9 protein-coding genes are annotated in these 13,669 nt (G+C 34.7%); 3 read left to right on the top strand and 6 right to left on the bottom strand.

All coding sequences use genetic code 11. From position 1 onward, the window contains the following. The 3 genes from HND50_03610 to HND50_03600 all read left to right on the top strand — a co-directional run bounded on the left by HND50_03610 (position 1) and on the right by HND50_03600 (position 3,614). Positions 1-1,284 carry a GWxTD domain-containing protein gene (locus HND50_03610; protein NOG44287.1) on the top strand — a complete coding sequence of 428 codons (1,284 nt, stop codon included), beginning with the start codon at positions 1-3 and terminating at the stop codon, positions 1,282-1,284. Positions 1,285-1,410: 126 nt separating this feature from the next. Next, the gene (locus HND50_03605; GenBank protein NOG44286.1) at positions 1,411-2,124 is read left to right on the top strand and encodes a response regulator transcription factor; all 714 of its coding nucleotides are present in this window, start codon (positions 1,411-1,413) and stop codon (positions 2,122-2,124) included. A gap of 203 nt (positions 2,125-2,327) precedes the next feature. Continuing rightward, the gene (locus HND50_03600) at positions 2,328-3,614 is read left to right on the top strand and encodes a HAMP domain-containing protein (protein NOG44285.1); all 1,287 of its coding nucleotides are present in this window, start codon (positions 2,328-2,330) and stop codon (positions 3,612-3,614) included. A 147-nt stretch (positions 3,615-3,761) separates the two neighbouring features. Here the strand turns inward: HND50_03600 and HND50_03595 are convergent, their stop codons facing one another. The 6 genes from HND50_03595 to HND50_03570 form a co-directional block, all read right to left on the bottom strand. Then, the gene (locus tag HND50_03595; protein ID NOG44284.1) at positions 3,762-5,933 is read right to left on the bottom strand and encodes a T9SS type A sorting domain-containing protein; all 2,172 of its coding nucleotides are present in this window, start codon (positions 5,931-5,933) and stop codon (positions 3,762-3,764) included. A 278-nt stretch (positions 5,934-6,211) separates the two neighbouring features. After that, positions 6,212-9,034 (bottom strand): insulinase family protein, encoded by a 2,823-nt coding sequence (locus HND50_03590; protein NOG44283.1) that lies wholly within the window; start codon positions 9,032-9,034, stop codon positions 6,212-6,214. A gap of 84 nt (positions 9,035-9,118) precedes the next feature. Next, complete coding sequence (locus tag HND50_03585; GenBank protein ID NOG44282.1) at positions 9,119-9,883, bottom strand: hypothetical protein; 765 nt, start codon at positions 9,881-9,883, stop codon at positions 9,119-9,121. Between the two features lie 3 nt (positions 9,884-9,886). Next, on the bottom strand, positions 9,887-11,419 hold the full coding sequence (locus HND50_03580) for a serine/threonine protein kinase (protein ID NOG44281.1): 1,533 nt from the start codon (positions 11,417-11,419) through the stop codon (positions 9,887-9,889). 31 nt (positions 11,420-11,450) lie between these two features. After that, positions 11,451-12,914: a sigma 54-interacting transcriptional regulator gene (locus HND50_03575; GenBank protein NOG44280.1), complete on the bottom strand. Its 1,464-nt coding sequence runs from the start codon at positions 12,912-12,914 to the stop codon at positions 11,451-11,453. Next, entirely contained in the window at positions 12,914-13,660 is a 747-nt protein-coding gene (locus tag HND50_03570; GenBank protein NOG44279.1) for a hypothetical protein, read from the bottom strand. Before HND50_03570 ends, HND50_03575 begins: the two co-directional genes overlap by 1 nt. Between the last annotated feature and the right edge of the window lie 9 nt (positions 13,661-13,669).

Genomic DNA, 13,669 nt, shown 5'->3' with positions numbered 1-13,669 from the left:
ATGCAAAACTCTAAAATTCTTAAATCTTTTATAATATTGTTTTTCTTCTGTTCATTTTCTTTTGCCCAATATTATGAGGAATCTGGTTATAGTGGAGTAGGGCTGCCTTTTTTCGACTTTTCATTAAACCGTCAATTTAACAACGATTTTACTAACAGCCATGTTATTATTGTTGCCCAGGTCTTATATGATGATTTGACTTTTGTAACTTCAGAACAATCTGGTTATGAAGCAGAGCTTGAATGGCTAATTGCTGTTTATTCAGATGATGACAAAATGATATTTTCACGCTCTGTTACCAAACAGATAAAAGTTGCTGATTTTGGAGAAACCAACAGCCGGACTGACAAAATTATTCTCAAAGACGAAATTCCACTTAAACCAGGTGAATATAAAGTTTTACTCAGAACAGTGGATCTGACAACAAACCAATCTGCACAAAAAACAATGCAGATAGAAATCCCCAATTATTATGATGAAAATATATCTATTAGTGATATCCTCTTTTTGAATTCTGTTAAACTTGATTCAGCAGGTATGCTAAAAGATTATGAACCTATACTTGGAGAAAATTTTACGATTAAAGATGGTGAATTTTATATTTATTTTAATGTTTATTCTGAAAAAATAAATTTACCTGTAAAAATAAACTACAAATTTAATGGTTCTAAAAATAAAACGGAATTTGATTCTCTTACTTCAAAATTAGTGAAAGCCAATATCACGTCTCATATTTTAAAAATTGATAAAAATATGTTTAAAGAGAACAAATACGAAATTAATATAAAAGTTACCGTAGATGGTAACAGTTCCGAGACCTCAAAAAATATTACATTTTTTTGGAAATCTGTACCACATAATTCTTTCGATTTAAACCTCGCTTTAAATCAGATGGTTTACATCATTAATCCTGACAGTTTAAGTTTTTATCTGGAAGCAGAATTGACTGATAAGCAGGCCTATTTTAAAAAGTTCTGGGCACAGCGCGATCCAGATCCTAAAACAAAAAAAAATGAGCTAATGGATGAATATTTTAAAAGAATAAATTATGCCAATGAGCATTTTTCCGGTTTAAGTAATCACGGCTGGACAACGGATCGCGGCAGAATTCTAATCAAGTTTGGACATCCTGAAGATATTGAAAGACATCCATTTGAATTGGAAACCAGGCCATATGAAGTCTGGCGTTATTATTCACTTCGCAAAATATTTCTATTTGAAGATCATACTGGTTTTGGCGATTTTCGTCTGCATCCGGAATATATAAGTGTCGAGTACCAATAATTTCTTTTCTCACTTCCTGCAGTTTTATAAATTAGTTTTATTTTCTACTATTCTTGAATATCACGTGATATAAATGTGAGAGGTCCGTTTTATAATAATTTATATTTTAAACAGGAGACAATTATTATGGAAAAGAAAGTTTTGATAATTGAGGATGATCCGGATATTGGGGATCTTCTTGAATTGCATTTAAAAGATTTGGATTTAAACCTTGACCGCGCTGAAGATGGTGAACTTGGATTGAGTAAGGCCCTGGACAGCGAATATGAATTGGTAATACTCGATGTTATGCTACCGAAGTTAAATGGGCTAGATGTATGTAAAAAAATTCGTGAACACAAAAAAAGTATGCCCATTTTAATGTTGACGGCAAAGTCTGAAGAGTTTGATAAGGTGTTGGGATTAGAGCTTGGAGCAGATGATTATCTGACAAAGCCTTTTAGTATTAGAGAATTGATTGCAAGGATTAAAGCAATAATTAGACGTGTAAATGCCGTTATTGAAGAGCAGGTTAGTAGTGACGTGACGGAGATATCTTTTGGCTGGCTAAATATCAATATGGAAAAAAGACGCGTTTTGTTAAATGGGGAGAATATTGAGTTAACCGCAAAAGAATTTGACCTTTTAGCCCTTTTTGCCGCTAATCCCGGTAAAGCCTACACCCGTGAAAATTTACTGAATATTGTTTGGGGTTATCAATTTACCGGTTATGAACATACCGTTAACTCTCATATTAACCGATTACGTTCGAAAATTGAAACAGATCCTGCTCAACCAAAGTTTATTAAAACGGTTTGGGGAGTTGGTTATAAGTTTGCCGAACATGAGGATTTTGAATAATGCGCGCTTTTTTCCGCACACTCTATGGTAAAATATCGTTGGTTTTTGTGATCCTTTTGGTTCTGCTTGGAGGTGTTCAAATTGCAATTTCGGTGCAATCTTCGCTTAATTTTGTTTGTGAAATTGATCAGACTATAAATCGTTATCTTGCAAAAAATGTTGCTAAAAAATTTCAGCCACACTTGAAAGACAGTATAGATTACATGGCCATTGAAACAATTATCGCCGATTTAATGGACCTAAATCCGAGCGTTGAAATTTATTTAACCGACATTGATGGCAACCTGGCAGCTCATTTTGCAAATCCGGATAAAATTAAGCTGCACCAAATTAATACAACTCCTATCAAGGCTTTCCTTTCCAAAACAAGGCATGTTCCTTTACCAATTATGGGTGATGATCCTAAAACACCAGATAAGAAAAAAGTGTTTTCGGCTACTGAAATAAATCTTGGCCCAGATAAAAAAGGATATCTTTATATTATTCTTGGAAGTGAATTATATGACACTGTTATGAGTGGTGTTGGAGGCAGTTATATTTTAAGTACCACTGCAATCATTTTTGGTGTTACGTTACTTTTTGCCGGCGTTTTGGGTTCAATTTTATTCTTCAACCTTACAAAACGATTACGTCGAATGACTGATATCGTTACGGAATTTGAAAAGGGTAATTATCGAAAAAGAATTGTTGTACAAAGTGATGATGAGGTGGGGCAATTAACAACGGCATTCAACCATATGGCCGAAACCATTGAAATGAATATGGATGAATTGAAAAAAAATGACAGATTAAGGCGCGAGCTTATTGCGAATGTATCACATGACCTAAGAAGCCCGTTAACTTCTATTCAGGGATATATTGAAACGATTTTGATGCGTGAAGATAAGATGGATCCTGAAGAGAGAACATTGTTTCTTGAAACTGTTTTGAGAAATGTAACAAACCTGAACTCACTTGTTACTGAGCTTTTTGAACTATCCAAATTGGATACAAAACAAAATGAGTTAACAAAGGAATCATTTTCGATAGCTGAGCTTGTTCAGGATATTGTGCTTAAGTTTCAGCCTCAGGCCGAAGCAAAATCTGTTAATCTCATTACTAAAATCCCAAACAGCCTGGAATTTGTTATTGGCGATATCAGCATGATTGACCGTGTTATTTCAAATTTGATTGACAATGCTATTCGTTATATCAAGAATGGCGGGAAGGTTACTTTATTACTAAAAAATGAAAATGGTTTTGTTGAAATTAATATCATTGATAATGGGGATGGAATCCCTGAAAATGATTTACCACATATTTTTGACAGATTTTACAGGGTAGAAAAGAGCAGGTCTAAAGATTCCGGAGGCAGTGGATTGGGACTTGCCATTGTTAAAAAAGTTGTTGAAGCACATAAGAGTAAAATCATTGTGGAAAGTAAAGTTAATGAGGGTACTAAATTCTCATTTAAACTAAAAAAACATAAGCCGGATAGAATTCCAGCCTGAAACATTTAATCAGACATTAGTTCTTCTAAAACTAAAAACCCGGCATGATTTTCTTCGGCCGGGTTTTTCATTTGTACTTTATATCTAAAAAAAATCCCCCGGGGATTAGCGGGGGATTGGGGGTTAAGCTAATTATGAGGGATTAGCTTATTTGAGGAAAATCATAGATTTGGTTTGTAAACCGTTTTGTGTTTTCAATTGAATAAAATACATTCCAGATGCAACCACATTGCCGGACTGGTCTTTACTATCCCAAACAAACTTACTCAAACCACTTTGTAAAAGACCTCTGTGAAGAGTTTTAACTTTTTGTCCGGTTACATTGTAAATAGTCAGGCTTACATTTTCTGTTTTTACCAATTCAACTTTGATAGTTGTTCTTGGGTTGAAAGGATTTGGATATGCTGAATAAAGCTTGTTTGATTTTGCAATTTTCGCTTCATTTATGTCACCAATTCCAGTTACGCCTAATGAAATTTCAGTTTCAACGACCAGGTTGTTTTTCACTTCAACACTACCTGTTACGTTTTCACGATCAGGAGATGTAAGCAACAAGTCATAATTTCCTTTACCTTCAATTCCAAGTTTAAAAGAACCATTTTCATCAACATAATCAACTTCTTGCCACTCATCTGTACCTTGTTGTTTAACGTAAACCATTGAACCTGCATATACATCAGAAGATGTGGTTTTTCCAAAACCATTTGGCTTAACTGATCCAATAATTGAGCCAATAATTGGGCGACGTGCAGGAACCGGTGTTAAATTGAAATCAGCACCTGTAATATTATCAGTACCTATTTCGATTGGAGTTGCATCTTCCCATGTTTCGGCACCATCATACATTTGTGGTTTATAACCATATCCTACCCAGCATTGCAATAAAACGGTACTGCCTGTAGGGAAAATTGCTGGAAACTCATAGTTGCCGTTTTCATCAATCTGCACATAAGTTTGACCAACATTTGTATCAGTTGTATAAGCTGTTACCTGGCCAAAACCAATAATATTTCCAGATGTGTCTGTAACTGTTCCGGAAATTCCAAATCCTGCAGTTGTGTCTATTGCATTTAGTACAAAGTCTACAGTAACTGTTTCATTTGGATGATAAACAACAGCATCGGCTGTTAAATATGTCGCCTCATCTTCATAAAATTCTGAGAAATATCCATCAGCCCAAACAAATGCTACAAGGGAATCTTCCGGTATCATTGTATAGCCGGTAATAGAATAAGAACCTTTTTCATCTGTTACATCTCCAGTGCTCATATACATATTTGGTGAACCATTTTTAGGAAGTATATTTACACTGGCTCCAACAATGGCTGACCCATCAGCGGCATCCGTAACTGTTCCGGTAACGGTATAAGGAGAAATAACCGGATCCGGTAAATCAAAATTTATTCCGCTTACATCAGAACTGGCATCAACAACAGTTGCTTCATCGTGTGAGTAAACTCCATCATAAAATACAGTATATACATGCATAGTGGAATCAACTGTGAAAAATGCCTGTAAACGAAGTACATAGTCACCAGGTGCAACAGCTACGTCATATTCTCCATTCCACGCATCAGCCATAAAAGCACGGCCAGCGTTAACAGGATGTCCAAATATTGTTACATAATCATATCCTTCAGAATTAGAAACGGCTCCTGAAATATGTACTTTTTTACGCATATCAATTTGATGTCCGCTTACATCACCCTGAATAGTAACAACACTCCACGATGGAAGAACATCGGGTGTACCTGGGATAAAAACAATATAGTTGCCATTTAAAACATCAATTGAAAAATCACCATTACCATCAGATGTCAAAGAATAAGACGCCCAGCGGCCAGCATTAACCGGTGAGATATAAAGATTTTCAACTTCGGTAAAATCATCCGGATCAATGTCAGAAGGCAGTTTTTGCATAAACATTTCGGTGGCATATCCAGCGCCATCAAAAGTTACAGTTCCTGAGAAGTTGGAATCCTGTGTCCGTGTTTCCAAAACAATGTCTACGGTAGTTGTTGGTGGAAAATCTGTTGGCGATACCGAAATAGATATTGGATTGTACGAAAAACTATCATGCGGTGTAATTGTTGTTGGTGTAGTAAACCAGTTTTGGCTAAAATTACCTGCTGTATCTGTATCAACAGGCTTTACAGGTATACCAAGACTTGTATCATCGGCAGCAAACCATAATGTCGTGTTGGGAACTGGTTTACCATCATTTGTAACTGTACCAGAAATATTGGCGATTTGAGCAAATGCAGCTCCACCAAAAATCATAAACACAATAAATGTGCGAATAGTAAATTGTTTGAACATAAGTCCTCCTTCAAATTTGTATTGGGAAATTTTAACAACTTTTATTAAACAATATCTGTGCCAGAAATTGAGCAATAATCTAAATATGCTGTAAGCTTAATAAAAACAATGTTTTTAGAAGAGGAAAAAATGAAAATAGAAGGATACAACTGAGATTTTGATAAATACTAAAAAAACACTATGAAATATTTTCATAGTGACGAAATAATTACATAGTAAAGTGTGAAAAATGATAAAAAAAAGGGATTCTCAAAAAGAATCCCTTTTTGTAAAATAATCTAATTTAAAACATTTCCATCTTTATCCAGACTTATTGCTTTTCCTAATCCAAGTTTTTCAACAGATGATTTTTGAGTTGCAGCATCACCAACAACCAGGAAAATCATATTTTCAGTTTGCAAATATTTATTAGCAAGGTCTTTATGATTTTCTAAAGTCATATTAGTCACTATTTCTTCACGATCGCGCATATAATTATGAGGTAGGTTATAACGGGCAATATTCTTTAACATTCCAAGTAATCCACCAAATGTCTCAAACCTTCTTGCGTTGGATTGAATTAATGCATTTTTAGTAAATGCCAGCTCGTCCTCTGTAATACCGTTACGATATGAGTCAATTTCATCTTTAAATATTTTAACAGATTCGCCCGTAGCATTACTTCTAACAGCGGAAGACGCAGCAAAAGGTCCTGGATATTCAGTTCCTGAGAAACCAGACCGGGCACCATAGGTGTAACCTTTTTCTTCTCTCAATATCATATTTACATTAGAATTAAAGCTACCACCCAAATTATAATTCATCACATAAGAAGGGTAATAATCAGCATCTGTATATTTTAGGGCTAATTTTCCAACATAAATCTGAGATTGTTTAGCTCCGGGTATATCCACAAAATATAATTGTTTTTTTGTAACAGGTTCAGGCAATGCATATTCTGCAAAAGTTACTTCCTTTGCTTGCCATTTTTCTTCAAGAGGTGAAAATAATTTAATTGCCTCATCTTTAGAAACACTGCCTACGATGGTTATATAACTTACTGAAGGCGAAAAATTCTCAGTATAAAAGTTCTTTAAATCATCTATTGAAATATTTTCTACTGATCCTTCAGACCCGTAGGTGTTATTACTTAAAATGTGGTCTTTATATAACAGCTTGGCCCAGACATTTCTGGCAACCGAACCCGGATCGCTTTTCTGGCGATTTATGGCTTCGATTGTTTCAGTCTTAATTCGGGCAAATTCTTTTTCGTCCCATCGTGGCTGGGTAATAATTTCTTCAACAATTTTAGCAACATCAGTCGTACGGGATTTGAGCATATTGGCAGTTAAACCAATAGATTGTTTGCCTGTAAACATATTAACATTTGCTCCAAGACCGTCAATGGTTTCTTCCAGTTCCAAAGGAGTTTTATTGGCGGTTCCTTCCATCATCATATCAGAAATAAGATTTGCCACTCCAATTTTTTCAGGCTTATCCAAAAGCATGCCGCCGTTAACAGTCAGGCTGTATTGTACCAATGGCAATTCATCATGTACAATTCCATACATTTTTAAACCATTACTGAAAGTATGTGTCCAAACATCTGGTAAATTTAAAGCAGGTGCAGCACCTTTTTTCGGCTCAACTGACCGATCAAATTCTGTAGGGATTTTTTCTACTTCAGCTTTTTCACCTTTTTCTTCTTGAGCTGCATTTAAACCGGCAATATCAATTTTTTCTTCTTTTAATGGAAACAGTTCACAATCTTTTGCACTAAGCTCAAGTTTCCCTTTGGGGACAAAACTGGTTAGTACATAATTTTTGTCTTTGATATAAGTATTGTAAACCCGCATAATGTCTTCTTTTGTTACTGCAAGTTTTCTCTCAATATCTTTTGTGACATAACCTGGTGAGCCCGCATATTCATTATAAAAGGCTAGCTGAAAAGACTTGCTTAAAATACTGGAAATTCCATTGTAAAAATTAGTCTCAGATTTTGCTTTAATCCGATTTAGATCTGCTTCAGTGAAACTTTCAGCTTCAAAACGAGCCAATGCTTCAAAAACGGCATCTTCAATTTCCTGCAAATTTTTTCCAGGGAATGCCCGTACATTAAAACGCACCTGGCCGGTAATTTCCATAGGATTTACATAGGCATAAGCTCTTGGGGCAAGTTTTTTCTCTTCGACGATTACTTTATAAAATGGGGCCTTTTTTCCGTCAGACAATAAATCTGTTAATAAATCCAATGCATAAGAATCATCTGTATATTGTTCGACAGTTGGAAACACCATATTTAGTTCAGCAGAAGAAGCAAAATTATCTTCAAATGAAACACGCTTGGTTTTATCCAATGAAACATGCTGTGGTTTTGGATCAGTAGTTTCTTCGCCTCTTTTTATTTCACCAAAATATTTTTCTACCCACTCTTTGGTTTGTGGAATATCCAAATCACCTGCAATTACCAGTGTGGCATTATTTGGACCGTACCATTTCTTATAAAAATCAACAACATCATCACGTGTTGCATTACCTATGTCTTCTAGTTCACCAATAACCTGCCAGTTATAAGGATGGTTTTCCGGATAAAGAAGTTTATGAATAATGTAGTTTGTATGTCCATAAGGTCTGTTGTCCACGCGAAATCTTTTTTCATTTTGAACAACGTCTTTTTGGTTTAGCAACGCTTCATCCGTTACTGTGCTTAACAACCAACCCATGCGATCAGATTCCAACCACATTGCCATTTCCAGCGCATTTTTGGGAACGACTTCATAATAGCCGGTACCGTCTTCAAAAGTAAATCCATTCAATGTGCCACCGGAACCCTGGATCTTCTTAAAAAACTGATCCTGTCCTACATGTTGTGATTCTTGAAATAACATATGTTCAAACAAGTGAGCAAAGCCTGTCCGTCCTTTTAACTCGCGGTTACTTCCAACATGGTACACAACTGCAACAGAAGCAATTGGGTCGGATTTATCTGTATGAAGAATAACTTCTAAACCATTGGCCAAAGTATACTTCTCAAAATCTATCTTTAGTTCACTTTTTTTCTGACAACCAGTTAAAAAAAGTACAACTACAAATATAGAAAGCAGTAGAGCAGTTAAACGCATATCTTCCTCCTAATTATTGGGTGATATTAAGTTTTGTAACTATTAAACGGTTATGTAAAGAAGCGAGATATTGATTGATCTATTTTAAAAATGATAGCTTAATAATAATTCGGTTTTACTTCCATCAGAAACTGTTTTTAAGGAGACGAATTGATCTTGGTTGTTTATTTCAAAAATATTGTATAACCCCCAAATTAAATAAGCTCCAATCAGCACTGATCTTGTCTTGTATGCACTATTGTAATCATCATATAGCGCATTATAATTTGCATTGCCTTTTGCTTTATGATAAAGATCCATATTGTCATTGGTTTTTATATGACTGACTACAATACCAGCCATCAAACCAACAGAAATCGCAGAATGGATATAGCCTTTTTGTTTTTCACCTTTTATTAAATGTCCGCTACCAGGTAAAAGAACAGATGAAACTGAAATCCATGGAGTCTCTTTTTTAATTCTGACAGGATTGAGTTCATCATCTTTTTTCACGGGCTTTGTTGGGAAAAGGTTTTCCTCTGTTTTCACATGATTAAAGAACTCTATTATTTTAGGTGAAGTTTTCTTTGGGTTTAAAGAATGATTCAAGTCTGTTTTTAAGATAGAGATAATTATTGATTTTGCCAGGCTTGTATCATTTAAGGCATAGGCTGAGTTTAACATATATGTAAAAATGGTTAAACTATCGGATTTGGTTGTGTAAGAATCCGCAAGAATGAATCGCCCCTTTTGTAATACTTTCTCATAATCAAAAGAGATAAAATCCTGCTCGAGATCTTTTATGTTTTTAGAATTATCTTGCGCAAAAGTGAACGTTGCAAGTAACAGGAAAACAATCAGTTTATTCATATACTAATTTTTAATTTTTTCATTAAGGATGATATTTTTGCTAATAACTGGTTGCCCATCCCAAATAAGTGTATCAGTATAGCTATTGTAATATTGATTTTCAATTAATAATGTTTTGTTTTTTTTGCTCAAAACGATTGGTTTATTTAATGGGGTTGTTCCATAATAATCACCGTCAATAAAAACTTTGCCCCATGGCTGAACAGTTAATTCCAGCTTATAAAAAATTGAATCCAGGTTATAACTAAAAATATTTGTCATATTCTTGTTTATTTCTATACTATCGCTCCACGAGGGATAACCGGAGTTTTGCAATCCCAGGAGATATTTCCCAGGCTTAACAATAATCGAATCTTTCAAAGGTGTAGTATCGATTAGTTTATAATTTAGATATACACGGCACCACGGGTATGTATTTATAAAAAATTTTGTTTCTCTTTTTTCAGATTGTTGTATCTGGTTATTTGGAGTATTTTCTATATTTTCAGTTATTGGGATGTTTACTTTTGATGAATCTGTTTCAGTAATATTATTTGTGTTTACCGGATTCTGTTTTAGGCTGTCTTGTAAACTTGATAATGTGGACAAGCTATCGCTGAGATCTGATTTTGTTTCAATTTTATTAAACTGTTTAAAATAAAATACCACAGAAAATATTATCAATATCGGAACTAAAAAGTAACTGAAATTGAATTTTCTTTTAATTACTTTTCCTGAATCATTATTTCCATTCTCCATTTGGATATTTTGCTCAAAAATAGAAGTTACTTTTTGAATTGATTCAGGTCGATTTGCAGCTTCCTTTTCGATTAATGAGTTTGTCAGTTTTGAAAACCAATCCGGCGTTTCAGGCATTACTTTTGATAAATCTTCCGGGCAAAATGACAAAATCCTGGAAAAAATTTCACCAAAGTTTGGAGCATCAAATGGATTGGATTCTGAAAATATCTGGTAATATATGACACCAAGAGAATACAGATCACTTTGCTTTGTTACAGGCAGGTTATTTATTTGCTCTGGCGACATAAAAAGCGGGGTACCTAATAATTTCCCATCTGGAGTTGTCCGTTTAAGCGATTCGTGAAAGGAGATACCAAAATCAGTTAGTTTTACAAATCCTTCTTTATCTACGAGCAGGTTTTGCGGTTTTAAGTCGCGGTGAATATAGCCATGCTGGTGAATAACTTTGATGCAATTTCCAATTTGATAACATAATTTAATTTTATCATCAATGGTTAGATCGTGGTTTTCTAAATAGCTGTTTAAATTGCCACCTTCTACATATTCCATGGAAATATAAAATTCATTTTGCGAGGCACGGCCATAATCATAAATGGCCACAATTGAAGGATGGTCTAAATCTGCAACGATTCGAGCTTCTTCTTCAAAGCGTTTTATGAGTTTTGTATCGTCACTGTGATGTACTTTAAGCAGTGTTTTTCTATTTAAGATTTTATGAATAGCAAGATAAACAGAGACGGGACCATTCTCTGAAATTGTTTCCAGTATTTCGTAATTTGCTATTTCTTTTTTCATTTTTAATGTGTTTTTCTTCTTACTTCTAAAATCAAATCCCAAGCTCTTTTGCTTTAAGCTGCAAAGATCTCAAAGAGATATCAAGGCTTTTGGCTGCAAGGGTTTTATTGCCTTTAAATTCATTTACTCTCTGAATAATAAGCTTGTTCTTGAATTCCTCTAACGTCCCATTAAACTCGTCTTCAAGTTCATCAAAAATTATATCATCCTCAGAAATCTGGTTTTCGGAAGACAAAATACAGGCACGCTTAACCAAATTTTCCAGTTGACGTACATTTCCGGGCCAATTGTAACCGATTAATTTCTTTAATGCTTTTTGCGATATGGACATTTCTGGATTATTTAATTCATCTTTTAAAAAATGGTTCGCTAAAAGTGGAATATCTGTTCTTCTTTCCCGCAAAGGAGGAACAACAATTGTAATAACATTCAGCCGGTAATATAAATCTTCGCGAAATGTCCCGTCCTTTATCATTTTCTTTAAATCACGATTGGTTGCGGCAATAATGCGAACATCAATCTTGCGGACCATATTTTCGCCCAGCCTTTTAATTTCCTGGTTTTGAAGGACGCGCAATAATTTTGTTTGTAAATCTGCTGTTAGCTCTCCAATTTCATCAAGAAATAAAGTGCCGCCATTAACAGCTTCAAAAAGTCCTGGCTTATCATTTCCGGCTCCGGTAAACGCCCCTTTTTTATATCCAAAAAGTTCACTTTCCAAAATTGAAGCAGGAATATTACCAACAAATTGGGCAATAAAAGGTTTGGCTTTTCGATTGCTCAAATCATGAATTGCCTGGGCTACCAAATCCTTGCCTGTACCGTTTTCGCCATTTATTAAAACAGATACATCCGATGGGGCAACCTTTGCTACAAGTCTGTATAACTGTTTCATAACCGGAGATTCGCCAACCATTTTAGGCAACTCTATTTGGCTTTCAAGCTGTGATTTTAATAAAAGGTTTTCTTTTGTTATCTCTTTTGCAGACAGAGCCTGTTCCAGGGTTAAGGAGGCAATTGGAGCGAAAAACGATAATAGCTGCCTGGAACCTTCGTTAAAACTTTGCCGGTTTTCGCGGCTGTCAAAATACATAATTCCGTAAAGTTCTTTTTTTACGATTAGAGGGAAGGCTAAAATGGCATGAATTTTATTTATTTCAACACTCTTAATACCTTGATACGAATCGTCTTCAGATGTATCGAATGTTAAAATTGCCTCCCGCTCTTTTAATATCCTTCGAAAAACAGTTTCAGAAAAGTAAATCTCCTCAAGTTTATCCTGGAATGATTTTTTTACTGTTTTTGTTTCGAATTTGTCTTCAGCTTTGTTGTAAAATATAAAGGCCCCAATCTCAGCACCTGTTTTTTGGTTTAACTGAGATAAAAGAATATCCAAAATTTTATGTTCATCCTGTTCATCTGCCATCAGCTTTGTCAGGCTAAAAATAAACTCAAGATGATCTTCTTTAATATTTGTAAACAGGTTTTCCATCATTATTTCGAATAATTAAATAAGTTAAAATGAGACTTATTTCTATTTCCCAAACTGTCAATAATATACAAAGACCAAATATTATCTTCAGCATCAAGGTTGTTTAGTATTTGTAAATCCTGTAGTAAATATTGAGAACTATCGGAGGGGATATCATTAATTTCTGCAATCAACTCCAACCGCTGAAGCGAAAAAATTTCAAGCTGGTAGCTGAAATTATAATTAAGTTGGACTGGTTGCCATTTAAAAAGAATATTACCGGTTTCAATAGATCCATCCCGTGGAATATGACTATCCCTATTAAAATCTTCCATTATAACCCTGCGGATATTAAATGGAGAAAATAAAAATGAATCTCCGGTAGTGGTTTTTACTCTTAGAGAAAAATCTTTTTCAACAATATTTGCAGGACTTAAAGTAGAGTCGATTTCTTCTAAGCGAATGGTAAGATGGTATTGTGGAAGGCCATCATTTATTGAAATGTCTAACTCTTTTTCAAAAATAAAATTGTTCAACTTTAATGATGCATTTGTTACAGTATTATTGATTTGACCGCTGTTTATTTGGGTTTGAAACATGAGTGTAGTGCGCGAATTGAAGTTTTCAAATATTGAATAAAATTTGGTGTCACTCAGGGTAGGTGTGTCGCCCTGATAATTATCACCATTTGGATCAAATGGATTTACGCGCGGTGCTTCGCATCTGAGTAGAAGTGCTATTGTAATTAATGCTATAAAAATAAGTCGCATGGAAGATTT

Source organism: Calditrichota bacterium, from assembly GCA_013112635.1.
Classification (GTDB): domain Bacteria; phylum Calditrichota; class Calditrichia; order Calditrichales; family J004; genus JABFGF01.
Note: the sequence above shows the minus strand (reverse complement) of the source record. Positions and strands in the feature narration are given on the sequence as shown.